The following is a 21,535-nucleotide window of genomic DNA, read 5'->3' on the forward strand; positions in this document are numbered from 1 at the left end:
GCAAGGAGAGCTCTTGACTTCCTCTACCGAAAACTCGACCGGACACAAGCGTCTTACCCGCGCGGGGCTTGCGTTGGTGACAACCTCCGCGCTCTTCCTCGGCGCCTGCGGTTTCGGCGGAGGCGGCGACGACAGTGCTGAGGGCGCGGGCCTGAACCCCGGCGACTACACCGTGGCCACCAACGAGGGCGTGTCCGACAGTGTGGTGGTCAACGGCACGATCGAGCCGATCCGCTCCGTGAACATCTCCACCCCGGTGCAGTCCGAGGTGGAAAAGGTGGCAGTCAAGGCTGGCGACCGCGTGCAGCCGCAGCAGTTCTTGGCCTCCATGAACTCCGAGCAGCTGGAGCGCCAGCTGGAGGTGCAGCAGAAGCAGCAGGCCAACGCGCAGGCCGACGCCCAGGCGCAGGTGGATCAGGCGCGCGCGGCGCTCAACGCCCACCAGGAAAGCGTGAACAACGGCACCAACGAGGCCATCCGCGCCGCCCAGGCGCAGGTCAATCAGGCGCAGGCGGCGTACGACGCAGCCGTGGCCGCCAACGGCGGACCCCGCATGATCAACCGCGGCATCGCGGCTGTTGAGCGCGCCGCCGGCGACATTTCCTCGAACCTGGGCATTAGGACAGCGCCCCCGGCCGCGCCGGCGGCGCCTGCTGCACCGGAGGCGCCGGCTGTGCCAGCTCCGGAGCAGGTGCCGGGCCAGCTGAGCCCGGAGCAGCTGGCGCAGCTGACGGGGGAGAACGCTGGCGGCGGCGCCGGTAGCGGTGCTGCCGTGGGCGCGGGCATGAGCGTCGAAGAGGCTAGCGCGGCGTTGCAGGACGCGAAGGCGGGCCTGGCGGCGGCGCAGTCCGCGGCAGCGCAGGAAGGCAACCAGCTGCAGGCGCAGCTGGATTCTGCCACGCGACAGGCAGAGACTGCACAGCTCGGCGACGGTGACGGCACCCTGGAGTACCAGGTGCGCGAATCCACCATCTACGCCCCGATGGCGGGCCTGGTTACCAGCGTGGACGTGCGCGAGGGCGACATCCCGCAGGGCAAGCTGCTCACCATCGCGGATGACTCCCGCTTGGTCATCCGCACCGACGTGCGCGAGTCGGACGTCCCCAACGTCAAGGAGGGCGACCGGGTGGAGTTCACCACCACCGCCACCGGCAAGAAGACGTTTAAGGGCCGCGTCACCCGTATCGCGCCGGCGTCCGATTCCGTTGCCAGCGGCAACCAGAACCCGATGCAAGGTATGCCGCAGCAGGGCAACAACAAGTCCAGCGAGGTGACCTTCCCCGTGGAGATCGAGGTCACCGGCGACAAGGAAGGCCTGCTGCTCGGCGGTTCCGCCCGAGCGGAGATCATCACCGCCGAGGCGAAGGACGCGCTGAACGTGCCGCTGGACGCCGTCTACGGCGAGGACAACGACCAGAAGGTGCTCGTGCTGGCCACGGACGGCGACGACGCCACATCCGGCACCGTCGAGGAGCGCAAGGTGAAGACCGGCGCCTCCAACGACGTGGACGTCGCAGTCACCGGCGGCGAGCTCAAGCCGGGCGACATCGTGATCAACTGGCCGGATGAGTACCAGGGCCGCCTTGGCGAGAGCGTGGAGATCACGGACCCGAACTTCAACCCGGACCAGGTGCGTCAGGCGCGGGAGAAGAAGGAGCGCACCACGGCCACGGTGACGGTCACCAGCACCCGTCGTGCCGCCGAGGGGCAGCAGTAGATGACGGAGGCTTCCAAGCACGGCGGCATGGCCGATTCCGGCCTGCTCATCGACATGCGCAATGTGGTCAAAACCTACAACGAGGGCGAACCCAGCGAACTGACGGTGCTGCACGGGGTGGACTTCTACGCCGACCAGGGCGAGTTCGTCTCCATCGTCGGCCCGTCCGGCTGCGGCAAGTCCACGTTGATGAACCTGATCGGCATGCTGGATAGGCCCACGGAGGGTGCCTACGCCTTCAACGGCGAGCCGGTCTACGCCAAGGAAGACAAAGAGCTCGCGTCCTACCGCAGCAAGAACATCGGCTTCATCTTCCAGAACTTCAACCTGATCGGGCGCATGGACGCGCTGCAGAACGTGGCCATGCCCATGATGTACGCCGGTGTGGAGCGCAAGGAGCGCGACGAGCGCGCCGCCGAGCTGCTGGACCGGATGGGCATGGGCGACCGCCTGCACCACAATCCGAACGAGCTTTCCGGCGGCCAGAAGCAGCGCGTGGCCATCGCGCGCAGCCTGGCCAACGACCCGGATCTGCTTCTCGCGGACGAGCCCACAGGCGCGCTGGACTCGAAGACCGGCCGCATGGTGATGGACCTGTTCCACGAGCTGAACCAGGACTTGGGCAAGGCCATCGTGTTCATTACCCACAACCCGGAGCTCGCCGAAGAGACCGGACGCGTGGTGGAAATGATGGACGGCCGCATCGCCGGCGTGCGTCAACCGGGAGGGGCGAGCTAGATGAACATCCGCGAATCGATGCGGCTGGCCATGTCCAGCCTGAACACGAACAAGCTGCGCTCGCTGCTGACACTCCTGGGAATCATCATCGGCATCATGGCCGTGATCATCATTATGACGCTCGGCCGCGCCCTGGAAAACGACGTCATGGGCGGCCTCGAAGACGCCGGAACCACCACCTACCCGGTCATGATCCACGAGCGCCCCGAGGAGGGCGAGGGCAGCGACGACCCGTTCGCGGGCTTCGGCATGGCCCCACCGTCGGAGGAGCGCGACGGCATGAGCTTGGACGACCTCAACGACCTGTCCTCCACATTCGGCGACCGGATCCGCGGCGTGGACATCGACGTCTCCGGCCAGGGCGAGGCCAGCACCGGCGACGATTCCGTCTCCGTCGGCATCAACCCCGCGCTGACCGGCTCGCTAGACCTGCGCAGCCTGAAGGTGCAGTACGGGCGCGGCATCACGCAGGACATGCTCGACGGCCGCCGCCCCGTCGCGGTGGTCTCGCCCGAGCTTGTTGAGGCGCTTTTCGACGGCGATTCTGCCGCCGCCCTCGGCTCCCGCTTCGACGTGGACGTGGACGGCACCACCAGCGTGTTCACCATCGTCGGTGTGCTGGAGCGGGCGGAGAAGGACCCCGCGTTCGGGCAGTCTGCAGCCGCGGAGATCTTCATTCCGGCCACGGCCGCGGACCGGGTTGGGCTGGACGCCAGCTGGACCCCGTCGTTTAGCGTCCGCTCCTCACCCGAGGAAGACCCGGAGGTCTTCCGCGCGGACCTGCAGTCCTACTTGGACCGCAAGTACGCGGGCAACGAGGATTACGAGGCTGAGGTTTTCGACATCTCCGCGAGCCTGGAGGGCCTGACCACGATCTTCCGCACGCTGTCCACGGTGCTGTCCGCCATCGGCGGCATCTCGCTGCTCGTCGGCGGCATCGGCGTGATGAACATCATGCTCATCACGGTCACCGAGCGCACCCGCGAGATCGGTGTGCGCAAGGCCCTGGGTGCGACGCAGAACGACATCCGTGTGCAGTTCATCGTCGAGGCGATGCTGGTCTGCCTCATCGGCGGCATCATCGGTGTGATCCTCGGCGGCGCGATCGGCATGATCGCAAGTTCCGCGGTGTTGGACCTGACGTGGCCGCCGCTGAGCGCCGTGATTTTCGCGCTGCTGTTCTCGCTCGCGACAGGTGTGTTTTTCGGCGCGTACCCCGCCTCGAAGGCGGCGAAGATGCAGCCTATCGACGCCCTCCGGTACGAGTAACCGCACTGGTTTTCGAGGGGATTCGCGCGTGTCGGCGCGCCGTCTAAGATGAGCCGCATGGCCAAAAAATCCTCCTTCGTGCACCTGCATAACCACACCGAATTTTCCATGCTGGACGGCATGGCGAAGGTGGACATGCTCGCCGACGAAGTGGTGCGCCAGGGCATGCCCGCGGTGGGCATGACCGACCACGGCAACATGTTCGGCTCGAACGCGTTTTACCGCCGCATGGTGGATGCCGGGGTCAAGCCGATCATCGGCATCGAGGCGTACATGGCACCTGAGTCCCGCTTCAACAAGAAGCGCGTGCTGTGGGGCACCCCGGACCAGAAGCGTGACGACGTTTCCGCGTCCGGCGCGTACCTGCACCAGACCATGCTGGCGGAAAATGCGACGGGCCTGCGCAACCTGTTCAAGCTGTCGTCGTTGGCGTCTTACGAGGGACAGCTGGGCAAGTGGCCGCGCATGGACGCGGAGCTGATTGCCGAGCACGCCGACGGCATCATCGCCACCACGGGCTGCCCGTCGGGCGACGTGCAGACGCGCCTGCGCCTGGGCCAATACGACGCCGCGTTGGAGGCTGCGGCGATGTGGCAGGACATCTACGGCAAGGACAACTACTTCTTGGAGCTGATGGACCACGGCCTGCACATTGAGCGGCGCGTGCGCGAGGACCTGCTGCGCATCGGCCAGGCTCTGGATCTGCCGCCGCTGGTGACCAACGACTGCCACTACGTGCTCGAATCCCAGGCGCCGGCGCACGAGGCGATGCTGTGTGTGCAGACCGGTAAGACCTTGCTTGACCCGGACCGCTTCAAGTTCGACGGCACCGGCTACTACATCAAGTCCGCGGAGCAGATGCGCGAGCTGTGGGATTCCACGGTGCCGGACGGCTGCGACAACACCTTGTGGATCGCGGAGCGCGTCGGCGACTACGGCGAGCTGTGGGAGGAGCACCCGCACGACCGTATGCCGATTGCCGATGTGCCGGAGGGGCACACCCCGACCACGTGGCTGCGCGAGGAAGTCCAGCGCGGGCTGGAGGATCGCTTCGACGGGGGAGAGGTGCCGGAGGAGTACCTCACGCGCGCGAGCTACGAGATCGACGTCATCGACATGAAGGGCTACCCGTCCTACTTCCTCATCGTGGCGGAGCTGATCAAACACGCCCGCGAGATCGGCATCCGCGTCGGACCGGGCCGTGGTTCCGCGGCAGGTTCCCTGGTTGCGTACGCGCTGACGATCACCAACATTGACCCGATGGAGCACGGCCTGCTCTTCGAGCGATTCTTGAACCCGGAGCGCCCGTCCGCGCCGGATATCGATATCGACTTCGACGACCGCCGCCGCGGCGAGATGATCACATACGCCGCCGAGCGCTGGGGTGAGGACAAGATCGCCCAGGTGATCACCTTCGGCACGGTGAAGACGAAGCAGGCGATCAAGGACTCGGCGAAGGTGAACTTCGGCCAGCCCGGCTTCCAGATGGCGGACCGCATCAACGGCGCGCTGCCGCCGGCGATCATGGCGAAGGACATTCCGCTGTCCGGCATCACCGACCCGGAGCACGAGCGCTACACCGAAGCCGCGGAGGTCCGCTCGCTGATTGAGACGGATCCGGACGTGGCCAAGATTTATGAGACTGCGCGCGGTCTCGAGGGCGTGGTGCGCCAGGCCGGCGTGCACGCGTGCGCGGTGATTATGGCGTCGGTGCCGCTGATGGAGCACATCCCGATGTGGAAGCGCCCGGCCGACGGGGCGATCATCACCGGCTGGGACTACCCGGCGTGCGAGGCCATCGGCCTGCTGAAGATGGACTTCCTGGGGCTGCGCAACCTCACGGTGCTCGGCGACGCGCTGGAGAACGTGAAGAAAAACCGCGGCGAAACCATCGACCTCGAGGCGTTGGACACCGACGACCAGGCAGTCTACGAGCTGCTTTCACGCGGCGAGACCCTGGGCGTGTTCCAGCTGGATTCCGGCGGCATGCAGGAGCTGCTCAAGCGCATGAAGCCGACCGGCTTCAACGATATTGTCGCGTCGCTGGCGTTGTACCGCCCGGGCCCGATGGGTGTGAACGCCCACTGGGATTACGCGGACCGCAAAAACGGGCGCAAGCCGATCACGCCGATCCACCCGGAGCTGGAAGAGCCGCTCAAGGAGATCCTGGACGAAACCTACGGCCTGATCGTCTACCAAGAGCAGATCATGAACATCTCGCAGAAGGTGGCGAACTACACGGCCGGCCAAGCAGACGGCTTCCGCAAGGCCATGGGTAAGAAGAAGCCGGAGGTGCTTGCGAAGCAGTACGAGACGTTTTCCGCCGGCATGTTCTCCAACGGCTACTCCAAGGAGGCCGTGGACGCGCTGTGGGGCACCATCGAGCCGTTCGCGTCGTACGCGTTCAACAAGTCCCACGCCGCAGGTTATGCGCTGGTGTCCTACTGGACGGCCTACATGAAGGCGAACTACGCCGCTGAGTACATGGCTGCGCTTTTGACCTCCGTGGGCGACAAGAAGGACAAGTCCGCGATCTACCTGTCGGATTGCCGTCACCTGGGCATTAGCGTGCTGCAGCCGGACATCAATGAGTCCGAAGAGAACTTCATGGCTGTCGGCGACGACATCCGCTACGGGCTTGCCGCCGTGCGCAACGTCGGCGTGGAAGTGGTGGAGTCCATCAAGAAGACCAGAAAGGAAAAAGGAGCGTTCACCAGCTTCTCCGACTACCTGGACAAGATCGAGCTGGCGGCCTGCAACAAGCGAATCACAGAATCGCTGATCAAGGCCGGCGCGTTCGACTCGTTGGAGCACCCGCGCAAGGGGCTCATGCTGATCCAGGAAGACGCCGTCGATTCCGTCCTTGCCACGAAGAAAGCGGCGGACAAGGGGCAGTTCGACCTCTTCGCCGGTTTTGGCGGGGAAGACGGCGCCGACAATTCCGCGTTCACCATCGAGGTGCCTGACGACGAATGGGACCGAAAGCACAAGCTCGCACTGGAGCGCGAGATGCTCGGCCTGTACGTCTCTGGCCACCCGCTCGACGGCTTCGAGGAGGCCATCGACGCGCAGACGGATACCCAGCTGACCACCATCCTCTCCGGCGAAATGCGCAACGGGGCGGAGGTGACCATCGGCGGGCTGATCTCCTCCGTGGACCGCCGCTTCTCTAAAAAGGACGGCTCGCCGTGGGCCATCGTGACCATTGAGGACCACCACGGCGCCCAGGTAGATGTCCTGCTATTTAACAAGGTGTACGCACTGGTTGCGCCGCAGATTGTGGAGGACAACATCATCCTGGTCAAGGCGCACGTGTCCATCCGCGACGACCGCATGAGCCTGTTCGGCGACGACGTGAAGGTGCCCGAGCTCGGCCCCGGCAACGGTGCGGGCCTGCCGCTGCGCCTGACCATGCGCACGGACCAGTGCACGGCGGAAAACATCGCGAAGCTCAAGGGCGTGCTGGTGAACAACGCCGGCGACTCCGACGTCTACCTGAATCTGGTCAACGGCGAGCACAGCCAACTGATGATTCTGGGCGACCACCTGCGCGTGAACCGCTCTGCCAGCTTGATGGGCGATTTGAAGGCGACACTGGGAGCCGGGATCTTGGGCTAGCACCTGGTGCTAGGCAAACGGAAAGCCCGTCCGGTGTAAAACCGGGCGGGCTTCGCGTTTGTGCTACAGGCTCTTACTTCTTGCCCGTCAGCTGCTTGAGGTTCTCCTTCAAGCCTGGGACTGCGCCCACAACCACCATCAGGGAGCTGATCGCCGCTGCGAGTGCAGTGACCCAGAGAGAGATCTTACCGATCACTTCGAGCGCCTGCTCCTCGTAGGAGGACGGCTGCAGCCATGCCGGCGGGGTGTAGGTCGGCGTCGTGGTATTGGTCAGGACGTTGGTTCCGGTCGGCTCGGTGGTAGCCGTCGTGGTGGCCGGCGTAGTGGTAGTAGCCGGGGTAGTGGCAGTGCCGGACGGCTCAACCACTGCCGGAGTCTTCTTGGTGGGGGCCGGCTCGTTGGTCGTAGTGGGCGCCGTGGTAGTCATCTTGGAATCCTGCGTAGCCGTGGTGGACGGCTCGGCAGTGGTGGACGTGGTCGTCGTCGAAGTATCAGCTTCGGCGGCGGCTGCGGCACCCGCGAGGGAGCCGGCTGCGATTGCGGTTGCCGCGAAAGACGCGGCTACGAAACGGGACTTCATTGATTGACCTTCCTCAGGCGAAAGAGAGCGGATTGGCTAGAAGGGGAGGTTCGGGAGCTGGAAGTTGGGCAGCTCAACCTTCGGGGTGTGCAGGTGCGGCAGACCCAGACCGAACTGAGCGTTGACCATGTCGATGATCTTGTTCGCGCCACGCGGGTCGGAGAACACGATCAACGAGGTGGTCAGCACGGCACCGAGGGTGCCGGAGAAGATGCCGACCAGGGTGCCCTGGGAGGAGCCGGAGCTCTTCTGCTGGTTCTGCTGCGGCTTCGTGGTGGTAGTCGTCGGCTGAGACGGCTGGGTGGTTGCCGGGGTGGTGGTCTCAGACGGCTGGGACGGCTGGGTGGTAGCCGGCGTGGTGGTCTCGGTAGCCGGGGTGGTGGTCGTCGGCTGAGACGGCTGGGTGGTTGCCGGAGTGGTGGTCTCAGACGGCTGGGACGGAGTGGTGGTTGCAGCCGGAGTGGTGGTGGCTGCAGCCGGGGTGGTGGTTGCAGCTGCGGTGTTCTCCTGAGCCATAGCCGGGACGGTGGCCAGGGACAGGGCGGTAGCGGCAGCCACGGCTGCGGTGGAAATACGCTTCATATGTTCTCTAATTCTCCTCGTAGAAGATCCAAAACAGTCGATGTGGGCGCTGTGCCCGACATGACACCCCGATGAACCTAGCAGGTTTATCGTTAAAAATGTAGTGAAGCGGCGGCGTTAATTTCATGGACAACAGTCGGCCGCCGCTTCGGATTTACTTGGCAAACATCGAGTTCACAACGTTGCCCAGTGCGCCGAGTGCGCCCATGACAAGGGCCACGGCAGCAAGTGCGATGGCAATCACACCGCCCTTGGAAAGGGTGCTGCCGGCGCCGTCGTTGCCCGGCTGTGCGGGCTCGGCGGGTGCCTCAATGAGGGAGTCCACCTGGAACACGGTGGTGGTGCCGGAGACCTCGTTGCCCACGATGAGAAGGTTCTCGCCGTTCGGGGAATCCTTCGCCGGGACGAAGGTGAGGCCCTCGGCGCCCAAGTCACCGACCTTCTCCAGACCGGCCTTCACGGCGTCGTCGCCCTCTTCTGCGAGCTCTTCCATGTTGATGGAGAAGTCGCGGTTGTTGATGTAGGCGGTGTAGGCCGGCTTCGCCGGGTCGGTGATGTCGTAGACCATCACGCCGCCGAGGCGCTCGAAGCCGATGAAGGCGTAGGTGCGGCCGTTGATCTCGCCGAGCGTGACGCCCTCCGGCTCTGGGCCCTTGTCATCGGAGCGGGACTCGAGCTCGTTTTCCGTGTGGTTGGTGTTGAAGTACTCCGGCAGAAGCTTCGCGGTGATTTCCTCGAACTCAGCGCCGGAGTCGAACACGCGCGTGCCGTCGGCGGTGAAGATGGAGAAGCTGCGGCCGCCGTAGGTGTAGAGGTCCTCGTAGCAGTTCTTCTCCTCGTTCAGGCCGAACGCGGTGGTGATCTTCAGCCGACCAGCGTTCTCGTCGGCCTGGAATTCCTCGATCTCGCCGGCGGTCATGCCCGCGTAGCCCTCGCAGATCGGGGCCAGCTTCTTGCCGCCCAGCTTCTTGATGCGCTCTTCCTCGGAGTAGGCCTCCCAGTCGCGCGCGTCGCCCTCGTTGGCCGTGACCAGGTAGGTGGTGCCGTCGACCTCGTAGGCGGCGATGGAGTCCGGCTGCAGGATGCCCTTGACCGGCGCGGTGCGGATGTTGATCTTGCCGTCCTTGTCGGAGATGTCCATCGGCACCTCGCGGCGGTCGGTGTAGCCCAGCGGCCACACATCTTCGACGGTGGCAGAGGCGATGTCCACCACGGCGACGGCGTTGTTCTCCTGCAGCGTCACGTAAGCCTTGCCGCCTGCGACGGCGATGTACTCCGGCTCGAGGTTCTGCGCCTCCGTGGTGGAGGCGCCCACCTGGCCGTAGATGTGCACGCCCTTGTCCGCCAGGGTGCCCTCGAAGGCGCGGAAGTCTGCGGTGCGCACGTCGGCCTGGGTTGCGGCCTTAACAGAAGCAGGCAGCTTGACGACGGCTACGCTGCCCTCCGGATCAACCGAGTAATCCTCGGCAGGCTCGCCCTCGTTCGCCACCAGCGCGTAGTCGCCCTCCGGGGTGATGGTCACCATGTCCGGCAGGGCGCCGACGCCCACGCGGCCGAGCACGGTGCCGGGCTCGTCGGCGCCGGCGTCGAAGAAGATCAGCTCGCCAGCGTCGGTTTTGTTCTCCGGCTCGACGGCGGCGACCGCGAGGCCGTCGTTACGCACTGCGACGGAGTTGATGGTGGTGTTCTCGCCGCCGGAGATCTCGCCGACCTTGGTGGGCTTGGCGGGGTCTGCCGCGTCGAGGACGTCGATCTTGCCGGACAGAGCGTTGACGGTGAGGATGCGCTTGGAGTCGGCGTGGAAAGCGACGATTTCGGCGGCGGACTTCTCAAACGCGCCGGCGCCGTAGGAGCCGAGCACCGAGATATCGGCGGTGGCGCCGTCGGCAAGGTCCTTCACCGGCTCCGCAACGACGGCGGCGGTTGCCGGGGAGACAAGGCCGAGGGCGAGGGCAGTAGCGCACGCGGCGGCGAGGCCGGTGCGGGACTTTCGGTTTCCAGACATGGGTGGACCTTTCGGGGATGCTGCAAAAACGAGTACGCGTTCTTGTGTACAGCCTGAAGGTGGGCACGAAGTAACGGCGAGGTGAAGGGGGAGTGAACGAGCGGGGCAGTTGTAGACTCGCTAACCATGCGCACAGCCACACCGAACACGTCCGACTCCGCCTTCGAGGAAGTCCACGCAGCCGACATCCGGTTCGCGCAGGGCCGGATCTCATCGGTGATTTCGCCGACCCCGCTGCAGTACTGCCCGCGCCTGTCGCAGCAGTACGGCGTGGAGGTCTACCTCAAGCGCGAGGACCTGCAGGACGTGCGCTCGTACAAGATCCGCGGCGCCTACTACGGCATCTCCCGCTTGGGCGAGGAGGCCCGCGCCACCGGGGTGGTGGCGGCGTCCGCAGGCAACCACGCCCAGGGCGTGGCCTACGCCTGCCGCGCGATGGGCATCCAGGGCAAGATTTTCGTGCCCAAGCCCACCCCGAAGCAGAAGCGCGACCGCATCCGCGTCCACGGCGGCGACGCCATCGAGCTTGTGGTCACGGGCAACACGTTCGATGAGGCCGCGCAGGCCGCCCGCGAGGACGCCGCGGCACGCGGGGCGACAGTGATTGAGCCGTTCGATTCCCGCGACACCGTCGTCGGCCAGGGCACCGTCGCCGCCGAGATCGTGGCGCAGCTAGCCAGCCTGGGCAAAGAGCTGGACACGGTGCTGGTGCCGGTGGGCGGCGGCGGGCTGCTCTCCGGCGTGCTGTCCTACCTCGCCGACATGTCGCCTGCGACGAAGGTGGTTGGGGTGGAGCCGAAAGGCGCGGCGTCGTTAGGCGCAGCGCGCAACGCGGGCGAGCCCGTCACCCTGGGGACCATCGACCCGTTCGTGGACGGCGCCGCGGTCAAGCGCATCGGCGAGATCCCGTGGCAGGTCTTCAACGCGCACCGCGACGCCACCGAGCTCCACACCGCGGACGAGGGTGCCGTGTGCACGGAAATGCTCGGGCTGTACCAAAACGAAGGCATCATCGCCGAGCCCGCCGGCGCGCTGTCCGTGGCCGGCCTGGGGCTGGGGGAGTTGGCGCCCGGCTCGACCGTGGTGTGCATCATCTCCGGCGGCAACAACGACGTGCTGCGCTACGCCGAGGTGATGGAACGCTCCATGGTGCACCGGGGGCTGCGCCACTACTTCTTGGTCAACTTCCCGCAGGAGGCCGGCCAGCTGCGCCACTTCCTCAACGACATCCTGGGCGAGGAAGACGACATTGTGTTGTTCGAGTACCTGAAAAAGAACAACCGGGAAACCGGTGCCGCGCTCGTGGGCATCGAGCTCGCCCGCGCCGAGGACTTAGGCCCGCTGATTGAGCGCATGGAGGATTCACCGATCGGTTGCCGCCGCCTGGAGCCGGGCACACCGGAGTACGACTACATCGTGGCGGGCTAGATGGAGCAGTCGTACGTACGCCCCGCGGCGGAACTTGTCACCCACGAGTTCGAGGTGAAGCGCTCCCGCTTCATCGGTTGGGTCACCCGCGCGACCACTGAAGAAGAAGCGCGCGCGGTGATCGCCTCCGCGCACGAGGAGTACCCTGACGCGCGCCACCACTGCTCCGCGTTCATCGTGCACCAAGACGGCGCGCAGCCCATCGAGCGCTCCTCCGACGACGGCGAGCCCTCCGGCACCGCCGGCAAACCCATGCTGGAGGTGCTCAAAGGCTCCGGCATGCAAGACGTGGTGGCGGTTGCGATCCGCTACTTCGGCGGCATCAAGCTCGGCACCGGCGGGCTGGTCAGCGCCTACACCGAATCCGTGGCCGACACGCTCGAGCAGGTCACCCGCGTCACGCGCGAGGTCCGCGAGCTGGGCACCGTGGACTTCCCGCACGCCGAAGCAGGGCGCATCGAGTCGGAGCTGCGCACCGCGGGCATCGACGTAGTGGACGTGGAATACGGACGCGCTGCCGCCTACACCCTGGCGTTCGCACCGGGGGAGCGCGAGCGTGTGGACGCGCTGCTCGCCGCCGTCACCCACGGCGGCGCCGAGATGAAAGAGGCCGGCTACCGCTGGGTCGAACGCGGCGCGTAAGGCGCTACACTTAGTGCCCATGACGATGCAGCCGCGCCCCAATGACCCGATCGCACAGCGCAAGGCCGCCGTGCGCCAGTACTCCCGCAACGCCGTCCTGTGGGCCGGCGGCGGCGTGGCCGGAGGCATCGCGTTCGGCCTTATCTTCAGCTCCTGGACCTTCCTGTTCCTCGGCCTCGTCGTGGCTGTCGCCGGCGGGTTCACCAACTGGAACAAGGTCCAGCGGATCGTCAACCACAAGGACCAGTACTAGCTTGACTCAGCCAACCATGGCGGCGGTGCGCATCGACGCCTGGCTGTGGGCCGTGCGCATCTTCAAAACCCGCAGCCAAGCCGCGGACGCGGTGCGCGCCGGGCACGTGAAAATCGACGGCAAGGCCGTCAAGCCCGCCCAGCAGGTCGTGCCGGGGGAGACGGTGCGCGTGTGGAAGGACCACCGCGAGTACATCCTCGAGGTCGCCGCGACGGTGAGCAAGCGCGTCGGCGCGCCCGTTGCCCGCTCCTGCTACATCGACCACTCGCCGCCGCCCCCGCCGCGCGAACTGTTCGCCGCCCCGCCGGTGCGTGACCGCGGCACGGGTAGGCCGACGAAGAAGGAGCGCCGCGAGATCGACCGGCTGATGGGCCGGCGCAGCTGACCTACTCGCCGCGCAGCAGACCCAAACGGCTGGTCAGGCGCTTGCGCCGCACCTGCGGGCGGTTGCCGGCGTCCCAGGTCCGCTCGATGTGCTCGGTGCCGTAGCGGTTGAGCAGCAGGTCGTCGACAATGCGTACCTGGCCCGGCACGAAGGGGTAGGACAGCGAGTTCGAGATCGCCTCGATGTCCGCCGGGTTGGTCAGCTCCGCGACGTCGGAGACGTGCTCCATGCCGTGGGCGCGCAGAAGTTCGGTGCAGAAGCGGTAGTCGCCGGCGCGTGAGAGCGGGAACTGGTTGCCCAGCAGGACGGTGAGGATGCCTGGCAAGGTCTCGGGCGAAATCTCCGCGTCCACTTCGGTGTTGACCTTGTCGGCCGGGTCCTCCGGGTTCGCCAGCGCGGCGATCTGGTCGAACTGCTGGTCCGCCAGTTCGATCAGGCCCGCCGCCAGGGTGAAGGCGCGGTCCACCTGCGGGTCCAGGTCCTTGGTGGCGCGCTTGTAACGGATGTCGTGCTCGAACTCCGCCCAGGCGTGCTGCAGCACGGTGCGGATCTGCACCTCGAAGACTTGGCCGACGTACTCTTCCAGCCCTTCGGACTGCTCCTGGACACGCATGATCATGTGGTGGGAGCCGTAGCCGAAGCCGCCGGCCACGCGTGTTTCCTCGGCCTTGTCCACGCTGCGCAGCACCTCGAACTGGTCCGCGAGCAGGCGCTGCACGGCCGGGATTTCGGTGGAGTGCAGCACCGTGATGCGCGCGCCGATGATGTCCTTGATGTCGTGCCACGGGTCGGGGTAGACCATTTCGCCGTCGTCGCGCGTCTTGCGCGCCTTTTCCTTCAGCGAGGTCCAGGACTTCACGCGCGCGTCCACGCGGTCGAAGTTGATGCCGGCGTCGCGCATGAGTTCGTGCAGTGCGTGCCTAAACGTCGTCGCGGCGTCCTCGTGTTCGCGCATCCAGGCAAAGTAGGTCGACCCGAGGCGGGCGATGGTGTCGTCCATCGCCTTGTTCCGGGGCTTCGCGGGCTTTGCTGTGCTCATAACGGCGGGTTAGCTTACATGGTCAGAAGCACTGCGGGCAGTTCGGCGCACAGCTGCGCCATTTCCACCGTGCCGGAGTATTCCCGCCCGGTCAGCCGGTCCGTCCAGGTGCCCTCGGGTAGTGTGAGGGTGGTGCCGCGCCAGCCGCCGGCGCGCTCTAAGGCGAGTGGGGTGCGGGTGGCTACGGCGATGACCTGTGGTGCGTCGTCAAGTGTGCGCACCATGCCCACCGCATGCTCGCGCGCGGGACCGGCGGCGAAGATCGCGCGGTAGCCGCCTTCGAGGAAGAGCTGCGGGCGCTCGCGTCGCAGGTGCATGGCGGCGCGCACAATGCGCTGCTTATCGACGTCCTCCGGTGCCCCCTCACCAGCACCAAGCGCCTGGTAGTCGACGAAGCGGCGGTTGTCCGGGTCCACCAGCGAGAAGTCGAGGAATTCGGTGCCCTGGTAGATGTCCGGGATGCCGGGGCCGACGAGCTGCAGGAGTTTGCGGCCGAGGGAGACGGCCACACCGCCGCGGTCGAGTTCGCGGGCGAAGTCGGCGAGCAGGGCTGTGGCGGGGCCGTCGGTGAGGCGGGCGACCCAGCCTGTCAGCTCGGCCTCGAACGCTTCGTCGTTGTCGTACCAGCTGGTCAACCGGTCCGCCTCGCGCGCGGCCTTGACGGCGTAGGCCTTCAGGCGCTGGGTGAATGCTTGGGTTGCGCGGCCGTCTCGCGGCCAGGCACCGAGGATGTTCTGGATGAGGAAGTACCCGGTGGCCTCGTCCGGCGGCGGGGTCAGCGCGAACACGTCGCGGACCAGTCGGGCGAACTCGTCGGGCAGCTCCGCGATCTCGAGCATGCGGGCGCGGGTGTCCTCGCTGCGCTTGGTGTCGTGGGTGGTCAGCGTGGTCATGGTGCGGGGCCACAGCGCGGCGCGCTCCTCCTGCAGCAGGTGGAACTCGGCCTGGCTCACCCCGGCACGCCCCGGCGCGCCGCCGACTTCCTGTAGCGCCACCAGGCGGCACGCGCGGTAGAACAGGGTGTCCTCCACGCCCTTGGCCATCACCGCGCCGCAGACCTGGGCGAAGCGGTGGGCGGCCTGACCGCGGGCGGCGAGCGCTGCGGCGATCGCGTCCAGCGCGGCCGGGTTGTGCCCGAGCTCGGCCAGCTGCGCGATGAGTGTTGCGGTGACCCGTGACAGGGAGCGGTAGTCGGCGCGGTAGACCGGCATGCGCGCCACCAGTGCCACCAGGACTTCGGTGAGCTCGGCGAGATCGGTTTCAGTGTGGCTGTCGCGGCGCACTGCGCGGGCGAGCCTGCGCACCTCAGCGGCGAGTTCCTCCTCGGCGATGCGGGCTTTGAGCTCCCACTCGGCCGCCTCCACATCGTCGGCGTCCCAGGTGCAGCCCGAGTATTTTCGCGCCAGCGAGCCGAGTGTGTCCGCCGCGCCGGCATCGACGAAGACGCCGTCGAACTCGCGCAGCGCGTCGTAGCCGGTGGTGCCGTGGATGTTCAGGCGCGGGTCCAGGGGCTCGTCCGCGGCGAGGATTTTCTCCACGATCAGCCAGGTGTCCTGCCCGATGAGCTCACGCAGCCGGGTGAGGTAGCCGAACGGGTCGGTCAGGCCGTCGGGGTGGTCGACGCGGACGCCGTCGATAAGCCCCTCGCCCACAAGTTCCTTAAGGCAGGCGTGGGTGGCGTTGAAGACGTCCTCGTCTTCCTGGCGCACGCCGGCCAGGCCGTTGATGGTAAAGAAGCGGCGGTAGGTGATGATGCCGTCGCGCCAGAATTTGAGCCGGTAGTGCTGCCTCGCGTGCACGGCAGCTGGGTCGTCGGAAAGCCCCGCGTAGCTGCCGGGCGCGAGCGGAAAGACGTGGTCGTAGTAGGTGAGCACGTCTTCGCCGTCGATGTGTTCCAGCTTCAGCGCGTCCGTGTCGCCTGGTGCGCCGAGGACCGGCAGCGCGATCTTGCCGCCCGCGCCGTTATCCGCGGCCCAGTCGATGTCGAAGAAGTGCGCGAAGTCCGAGTTCTGCCCGTGCTTCAACACGTCCCACCACCACCGGTTGCGGCGCGGCACCTCCACGCCGAGGTGGTTGGGCACGATATCCACCACCAGCCCCAGCCCGGCGTCGTGGGCGGCGCGGGCGAGCAGGCGCAGCCCGTCAATGCCGCCGAGCTCCGGGTTGACCACGGTCGGATCGATCACGTCGTAGTTGTGGTTCGACTCCGGCGCGGCAGCGAAGATCGGGGAGAGGTAGAGGTGCGACACCCCGAGCTCGGCCAGGTAGGACACGAGCTCGGCGGCTTGGGCAAAGCCGAACTCGCGGCCGTGCGGATCGGCGTGCGGGCCGCGCAGCTGCAGGCGGTACGTGGAGGTGATCGGGCGCTTCACGCCCCACACCCTAGCGGGATTGGTCGCCGTACAGCAGGGGAAAGCCCACGGAGTAGCTCAGCACGTCCGCGCCGGGCAGGCACCGCGCCACATCCTCGGCGTGAGCGTCGAAGACGAACAGCTCGCGCCCGTCGCGGGTGGCGTAGGTCAGCCCAGTCTCCGGACGCAGCACGGCCTCGAAGTGGCGGTGCAGCAGGGTAAAGGGCTGCGGGTGGGCAAGCCACCAGGCGGCGGGGGCGCTGTGGCCGTCCACCTCGAAGCCATGCGGCAGTTCCTCGCAGGCCAGCGCGGCGCTGGGGCAGCGCACCAGAAACTCCACGCCGTTGTCGCGCTGCGCGCGCGAGACTAGCTGGGCCGCCGCGGCGTTCCACAGTTGGTGGGCGCTCACTCCCGCGGCGCCGACTTCCTGGTGCGTCAGCCCGGTGGCGGTGGGAGAGTCGAACACGCACACCAGGCCGGGCGAGAGGCTGATGAAAGCGGTGGAGGCGCCGAAACCGGCGGCGATGCACGCGCGGGTTTCCGCGCTGTCCACTCGCGCTAGCCGCAGGGTGATCGCCGCGGCGGGCGCGGGTGCTGGTTGAAGAAGCTGCATGGCTACTTAGACGCAGCCGCACCCGCCCCGGTTCCCTCGAGGCCGATATTTTTTTTTAAAACGGCGGCTTTTCGTCCAGCCCCAGCGCCTCAAGCAGCTGGCTGGCCTGCCAGATCTGGATGTCCTGGCCTTTGTCCTGAAGCTCGCGGGCGCGCTTTTCCTTCGAGGTCACCGTCGCCCATTCGCCCACCACCAGCACGGTGGTCTTCTTGGTCACGTTCTTGCCCACCTGCGCACCCTGCTCGACAATCTTCTGCCACAGTTCGCCCTTGTCGTGCGGCTCGAACTCACCCGTCAGCGTGACGTTCTCGCCGTAGAGCGGGGAGTTCGGGTCCGCCGCCGCGTTCGGCTCCGGCACGGTGTCCGGGGTGGCCACGGACTGCCAGGGCCGCTGGGGGCCTTTGCTTTGCGACGGCTTCGCCGGGCCCGCCTGATTCGACCCCTGCGGCGCCGCCGATGCGGCCACGGCCGCGGACACGCCGCCCTGGGCCGCCTTCTCCGCCTGCATCGCGCGGCCCGCGCCGGAGCGGTCGCGAAGCACCGGGGTCACGCGCGCGGCGTCGATGGAGCCGAGCGAGAAGCCGGAGTCGTGCACGAAGCTCATCAGGCTGCCGGTGTGGCCGGCCTGGCGCGCCAGGCCCACCATCACGCCGGCGCAGGCCGCGGCGTCCTCGCAGGCGTCGTGGTGGTTATCCAGCGTGATGCCGAAGTGCTCCGCCAGGGTGGGCAGGCGGTGGTTGGCCACGTCCAGCTTGGTCGCGCGCGCCTGGGCGAGCGTGCAGGCGAACAGCATCTGGGGCACCTCGACATCGGAGGCCTGGCAGGCGTCGCGCAGCGCGGACGCGTCGAACTGGGCGTTGTGCGCCACTAGTGGCAGGTCGCCGACGAACTCGGCCATCTTCGGGATGCAGTCGCACACGTCCGGCGCGTCGGCGACGTCCTGCTCGGTGATGCCGTGGATGGCCACGTTGCCCTCCTCGAACTGCGACAGCGACGCCGGCGGCTTGCACAGCCAGGACGCACGGTCCACCTCTTCGCCGTCGACGATCTTCACCAGGCCGATCTGGCAGATCGAGCCCCAGCGGCGGTTCGCGGTCTCCACGTCGAAGCCGACGAAGGAAAAGCCCGGGATGCCGGCGCCGCCGGCCACGGTGCCGGTGGCGGGGGCGTGGCCGTGCCTTGCGTCGTCGAGAAGCTTGCAAAGCTCGGTCGGGCCCTCCTCGTCACCGGGGGCGAACCAGACGGCCAAGGTGTCGCCGCCGGTGTCGATGTCCACGCGCGAGCGGGTCCACGCGTCACCCGGGGTGGAGGTGGCGCCCGCGATGTCGGCGATGGCCACCTCGCGGGAGTGGCCACTGCCTTGCAGCGACGCCGCGAGCGGGGTGGGGGTGAGGGTCAGTGCCTCGTTGGTCACGGTCAACGTTGCGCCGTGCGCGGTGATCATTAGTGGCTGGCCTCCGAATTTCCTTCGCCTGCGGGTGGTTGGGTGCGGCGCAGCACCACGGTGGAACGCTGGCCCACGGTCACAGCCGCGCCGGGCTGGACCGGCTCCGCGTCCTCGCGCACGCCGAGCGGTTCGGTGGTGTCCACGACAACCTCCCACTCGTCGCCGAACTCGGCGCCCGGCACCGTGAAGTCGATGTCTTCGTAGTGGGCGTTGAACATCAGCAGGAAGGAATCGTCCACCACGCGCTGTCCGCGCGCATCCGGCTCGGCGATGGCGTCGCCGTCCAAGAACACCATCAGAGCACGACCGAACGGGGTATTCCAATCGTCCTGCGTCATCAACGTGCACTCAGGCGTGAGCCACGCGATCTCGCGGCCGTGCTCTTCGTCTCCCAACGCGCCGCCGGCGAGGAAGCGGCGGCGGCGGAACACCGGATGGTCGCGGCGCAGCTCGATCAGCCGCCGGGTGAAGTCGTGCAGGTCGGACGCTTCCTCCAGCGTGGACCAGTCCATCCAGGCGATCTCGTTGTCCTGGCAGTAGACGTTGTTGTTGCCGCCCTGGGTACGCGCGATCTCGTCGCCGTGGGCGAGCATTGGGGTGCCCTGGGACAACAGCAGGGTGGTGAGGAAGTTGCGGCGCTGGCGCGCACGCAGGTCCAGCACCTCCGGGTCGTCCGTGTCACCTTCCGCGCCGCAGTTCCAGGAACGGTTGTGGCTTTCGCCGTCGCGGTTGTCCTCGCCGTTGGCCTCGTTGTGCTTGTCGTTGTAGCTGACCAGGTCGTTCAAGGTGAACCCGTCGTGGGCGGTGATGAAGTTGATCGACGCGGTGGGGCGGCGGCCGTTGTGCTGGTACAGGTCCGACGAGCCGGTCAGGCGCGAGGCGAACTCGCCGAGGGTGGAGTCCTCGCCGCGCCAGAAGTCGCGCATGGTGTCGCGGTACTTGCCGTTCCACTCGCTCCACAGGGCGGGGAAGTTGCCCACCTGGTAGCCGCCCTCGCCCACGTCCCACGGCTCGGCGATGAGCTTGACCTGGCTGACCACCGGGTCCTGCTGCACCAGGTCGAAGAAGGTGGCCAGGCGGTCCACGTCCGAAAACTCGCGGGCCAGCGTGGAGGCGAGGTCGAAGCGGAAGCCGTCCACGTGCATGTCCGTGACCCAGTAGCGCAGCGAATCCATGATCAGCTGCAGCGAGTGCGGGTAGCGCACGTTGAAGGAGTTTCCGGTGCCGGTGTAGTCCATGTAGTGGAACTTGTCCTCGTCCACCAGCCGGTAGTACGCCTCGTTGTCGATGCCGCGGAACGCGATGGTGGGCCCCATGTGGTTGCCTTCGGCGGTGTGGTTGTACACCACATCCAGGATGACCTCGATGCCCGCCTCGTGGTACGCGCGCACCATCTGCTTGAACTCGGCGACCGCGTCGCCCGGGGCGGTGGAGGAGGCGTAGTTGTTCTCCGGGGCGAAAAACCCGAACGTGTTGTAGCCCCAGTAGTTGCGCAGGCCTAGGTCCCTGAGGCGGTCGTCCTGCAGGAACTGGTGCACCGGCAACAGCTCAATCGCGGTGACGCCCAGGTCTTTGAGGTAGTCCACCATCACCGGGTGCGCCATGCCGGCATAGGTTCCGCGCAGGTCCTCCGGGATGCCGGGGTGAGTCTGCGTCATGCCCTTGACGTGGCACTCGTAAATGACGGATTCGCCCTCGGGGATCTTCGGCGCGCGGTCGTCGCCCCAGTCGAAGAACGGGTTGATCACCACGGACAGCATCGTGTGGCCCAGCGAGTCCTCCTCGTTGCGACCCGTGCCCGGCTCGTCCGCGTGCACGTCGTAGGAAAACAGCGAGGAGTGCTGGTCGAACTCGCCGTCGAAGGCGCGCGCATACGGGTCCACCAGCAGCTTGTTCGGGTCGCAGCGCTTACCGTTATGCGGGTCCCACGGCCCGTGTACGCGGTAGCCGTAACGCTGGCCCGGGCTCACGCCGGGCAGGTAGGCGTGCCAGACGTGGTTGTCCACTTCCTCCAGCGGGATGCGGGTCTCCGCCCCGTCGTCGTCGATGAGGCACAGCTCCACCTTCTCCGCGACACCGGAGAACAGTGCAAAGTTCGTGCCTGCGCCGTCGAACGTGGAGCCGAGGGGGTAGGAGGAACCGGGCCAGACGATGGTCTCACTCATGGGGCCACAGCTTAGTGCCCGCTGAGGCACTTCGCTTTAGGCCGTCGAGCAGGAAGGCCACCGCCGCGGCGTGCTCGTCCGCGCCGTCCGACTCCTCGTCCGCCCCGGTCGCCTGCGCCAGCTGCGCGGCGGCTTGCTGCACCGCCGCGTCGCCTAAGGTCAGCCGCAGCAACCCGCGGGCGGCGATGCGCACATCGCTTGTCGACGCCGCTTCGCCCAGCCACGCCCTAACCGACGCCGCGAACCTGGTTTCCAACTCCTTTTGCACTTGCGAGCCGGGCTGGCTGACCGCCGCGACCACGACCTCCGCGCCGTCGCGGGTGGAAAGGAGCGCTTCGCGCAGCTCGCCGCTTAAGCGTGCGGGCTCCGGCAGGGGGCCGCACAAAAGCTCCTGCACAATCTCTTCCGCCATGGAGGCGATGAGTTCCTGCTTGTTCGCGATGTGCCAGTACAGCGCGCCGGGCGCGACGGAAAGCGAGGTGGCCACCCGGCGCATGGACACGTCCGCGAGCCCGTACTCGGCGAGGATTGCCAACGCCGCGCCGGTGATGCGCTCACGGGTTAACTGCATTCCTCCAACATAGACGTGCGGCGTCTTCGAGTGACCAAAAAGGCTTTACGCGGACTCACAGAAACCCTCCAGAATGCTTGTATAGATGTCCAACGGGAGCGACAGTGAGTAGTTGGTACTATTTCTGACAGG

At 66.9% G+C, this 21,535-nt stretch carries 17 protein-coding genes; 8 read left to right on the forward strand and 9 right to left on the reverse strand.

Translation table 11 applies throughout. From position 1 onward, the window contains the following. Positions 1–13 precede the first annotated feature (13 nt). Genes ACF3NP_RS02295 through dnaE form a run of 4 tightly spaced genes read left to right on the forward strand, consistent with a single transcriptional unit; the run spans position 14 to position 7,342 of the window. Positions 14–1,717 (forward strand): efflux RND transporter periplasmic adaptor subunit, encoded by a 1,704-nt coding sequence (locus tag ACF3NP_RS02295; RefSeq protein ID WP_181888716.1) that lies wholly within the window; start codon positions 14–16, stop codon positions 1,715–1,717. Continuing rightward, positions 1,718–2,455: an ABC transporter ATP-binding protein gene (locus ACF3NP_RS02300; RefSeq protein ID WP_370645825.1), complete on the forward strand. Its 738-nt coding sequence runs from the start codon at positions 1,718–1,720 to the stop codon at positions 2,453–2,455. Beyond that, a complete protein-coding gene (locus tag ACF3NP_RS02305; protein WP_181888715.1) occupies positions 2,456–3,724 on the forward strand; it encodes an ABC transporter permease in 1,269 nt (422 codons plus the stop codon). Between the two features lie 57 nt (positions 3,725–3,781). Further along, positions 3,782–7,342 carry a DNA polymerase III subunit alpha gene (dnaE, locus tag ACF3NP_RS02310; RefSeq protein ID WP_181888714.1) on the forward strand — a complete coding sequence of 1,187 codons (3,561 nt, stop codon included), beginning with the start codon at positions 3,782–3,784 and terminating at the stop codon, positions 7,340–7,342. A 73-nt stretch (positions 7,343–7,415) separates the two neighbouring features. Here the strand turns inward: dnaE and ACF3NP_RS02315 are convergent, their stop codons facing one another. The 3 genes from ACF3NP_RS02315 to ACF3NP_RS02325 all read right to left on the reverse strand — a co-directional run bounded on the left by ACF3NP_RS02315 (position 7,416) and on the right by ACF3NP_RS02325 (position 10,509). After that, the gene (locus ACF3NP_RS02315; RefSeq protein ID WP_181888713.1) at positions 7,416–7,922 is read right to left on the reverse strand and encodes a hypothetical protein; all 507 of its coding nucleotides are present in this window, start codon (positions 7,920–7,922) and stop codon (positions 7,416–7,418) included. 36 nt (positions 7,923–7,958) lie between these two features. After that, positions 7,959–8,504: a hypothetical protein gene (locus ACF3NP_RS02320; protein WP_181888712.1), complete on the reverse strand. Its 546-nt coding sequence runs from the start codon at positions 8,502–8,504 to the stop codon at positions 7,959–7,961. 154 nt (positions 8,505–8,658) lie between these two features. Continuing rightward, positions 8,659–10,509: a choice-of-anchor I family protein gene (locus ACF3NP_RS02325; protein ID WP_392398910.1), complete on the reverse strand. Its 1,851-nt coding sequence runs from the start codon at positions 10,507–10,509 to the stop codon at positions 8,659–8,661. Positions 10,510–10,635: 126 nt separating this feature from the next. Between ACF3NP_RS02325 and ilvA the strand changes: the two genes are divergently transcribed. The 4 genes from ilvA to ACF3NP_RS02345 are packed head-to-tail and all read left to right on the forward strand — an operon-like array spanning position 10,636 to position 13,217. Then, positions 10,636–11,937, forward strand: a complete 1,302-nt coding sequence (gene ilvA, locus ACF3NP_RS02330; RefSeq protein ID WP_392398911.1) for a threonine ammonia-lyase IlvA — start codon at positions 10,636–10,638, stop codon at positions 11,935–11,937. After that, the gene (locus ACF3NP_RS02335) at positions 11,938–12,579 is read left to right on the forward strand and encodes a YigZ family protein (protein WP_301613460.1); all 642 of its coding nucleotides are present in this window, start codon (positions 11,938–11,940) and stop codon (positions 12,577–12,579) included. Between the two features lie 19 nt (positions 12,580–12,598). Then, a complete protein-coding gene (locus tag ACF3NP_RS02340) occupies positions 12,599–12,832 on the forward strand; it encodes a hypothetical protein (RefSeq protein WP_181888708.1) in 234 nt (77 codons plus the stop codon). A 16-nt stretch (positions 12,833–12,848) separates the two neighbouring features. Then, a complete protein-coding gene (locus ACF3NP_RS02345; protein WP_181889609.1) occupies positions 12,849–13,217 on the forward strand; it encodes an RNA-binding S4 domain-containing protein in 369 nt (122 codons plus the stop codon). A 1-nt stretch (position 13,218) separates the two neighbouring features. Here the strand turns inward: ACF3NP_RS02345 and ACF3NP_RS02350 are convergent, their stop codons facing one another. From ACF3NP_RS02350 to ACF3NP_RS02375, 6 genes are read right to left on the reverse strand one after another with little or no spacing between them, the layout of a single operon-like run. Further along, positions 13,219–14,256: a GTP pyrophosphokinase gene (locus ACF3NP_RS02350; protein ID WP_239306889.1), complete on the reverse strand. Its 1,038-nt coding sequence runs from the start codon at positions 14,254–14,256 to the stop codon at positions 13,219–13,221. A 14-nt stretch (positions 14,257–14,270) separates the two neighbouring features. Then, a complete protein-coding gene (gene treY / locus ACF3NP_RS02355; protein ID WP_392398912.1) occupies positions 14,271–16,628 on the reverse strand; it encodes a malto-oligosyltrehalose synthase in 2,358 nt (785 codons plus the stop codon). A gap of 10 nt (positions 16,629–16,638) precedes the next feature. After that, positions 16,639–17,220, reverse strand: a complete 582-nt coding sequence (locus ACF3NP_RS02360) for a hypothetical protein (protein WP_392398913.1) — start codon at positions 17,218–17,220, stop codon at positions 16,639–16,641. A gap of 55 nt (positions 17,221–17,275) precedes the next feature. After that, complete coding sequence (locus tag ACF3NP_RS02365) at positions 17,276–18,664, reverse strand: exonuclease domain-containing protein (RefSeq protein WP_392398914.1); 1,389 nt, start codon at positions 18,662–18,664, stop codon at positions 17,276–17,278. Next, positions 18,664–20,832 carry a glycogen debranching protein GlgX gene (glgX, locus tag ACF3NP_RS02370; RefSeq protein WP_392398915.1) on the reverse strand — a complete coding sequence of 723 codons (2,169 nt, stop codon included), beginning with the start codon at positions 20,830–20,832 and terminating at the stop codon, positions 18,664–18,666. Before glgX ends, ACF3NP_RS02365 begins: the two co-directional genes overlap by 1 nt. Continuing rightward, positions 20,825–21,403 carry a TetR family transcriptional regulator gene (locus ACF3NP_RS02375; RefSeq protein ID WP_301613450.1) on the reverse strand — a complete coding sequence of 193 codons (579 nt, stop codon included), beginning with the start codon at positions 21,401–21,403 and terminating at the stop codon, positions 20,825–20,827. Before ACF3NP_RS02375 ends, glgX begins: the two co-directional genes overlap by 8 nt. Between the last annotated feature and the right edge of the window lie 132 nt (positions 21,404–21,535).

It is taken from the genome of Corynebacterium lehmanniae (assembly GCF_043161975.1).
Classification (GTDB): Bacteria; Actinomycetota; Actinomycetes; order Mycobacteriales; family Mycobacteriaceae; genus Corynebacterium; species Corynebacterium lehmanniae.

Coding starts and splice junctions, on each gene's coding strand:
- ACF3NP_RS02350 (WP_239306889.1), bottom strand. CDS start 14,256: ATGAGCACAGCAAAGCCCGCGAAGCCCCGGAACAAGGCGATGGACGAC.
- ACF3NP_RS02325 (WP_392398910.1), bottom strand. CDS start 10,509: ATGTCTGGAAACCGAAAGTCCCGCACCGGCCTCGCCGCCGCGTGCGCT.
- ACF3NP_RS02340 (WP_181888708.1), top strand. CDS start 12,599: ATGACGATGCAGCCGCGCCCCAATGACCCGATCGCACAGCGCAAGGCC.
- ACF3NP_RS02305 (WP_181888715.1), top strand. CDS start 2,456: ATGAACATCCGCGAATCGATGCGGCTGGCCATGTCCAGCCTGAACACG.
- dnaE (WP_181888714.1), top strand. CDS start 3,782: ATGGCCAAAAAATCCTCCTTCGTGCACCTGCATAACCACACCGAATTT.
- glgX (WP_392398915.1), bottom strand. CDS start 20,832: ATGAGTGAGACCATCGTCTGGCCCGGTTCCTCCTACCCCCTCGGCTCC.
- ACF3NP_RS02320 (WP_181888712.1), bottom strand. CDS start 8,504: ATGAAGCGTATTTCCACCGCAGCCGTGGCTGCCGCTACCGCCCTGTCC.
- ACF3NP_RS02300 (WP_370645825.1), top strand. CDS start 1,718: ATGACGGAGGCTTCCAAGCACGGCGGCATGGCCGATTCCGGCCTGCTC.
- ACF3NP_RS02345 (WP_181889609.1), top strand. CDS start 12,849: ATGGCGGCGGTGCGCATCGACGCCTGGCTGTGGGCCGTGCGCATCTTC.
- ilvA (WP_392398911.1), top strand. CDS start 10,636: ATGCGCACAGCCACACCGAACACGTCCGACTCCGCCTTCGAGGAAGTC.
- ACF3NP_RS02315 (WP_181888713.1), bottom strand. CDS start 7,922: ATGAAGTCCCGTTTCGTAGCCGCGTCTTTCGCGGCAACCGCAATCGCA.
- ACF3NP_RS02335 (WP_301613460.1), top strand. CDS start 11,938: ATGGAGCAGTCGTACGTACGCCCCGCGGCGGAACTTGTCACCCACGAG.
- ACF3NP_RS02365 (WP_392398914.1), bottom strand. CDS start 18,664: ATGATCACCGCGCACGGCGCAACGTTGACCGTGACCAACGAGGCACTG.
- ACF3NP_RS02375 (WP_301613450.1), bottom strand. CDS start 21,403: ATGCAGTTAACCCGTGAGCGCATCACCGGCGCGGCGTTGGCAATCCTC.
- ACF3NP_RS02360 (WP_392398913.1), bottom strand. CDS start 17,220: ATGCAGCTTCTTCAACCAGCACCCGCGCCCGCCGCGGCGATCACCCTG.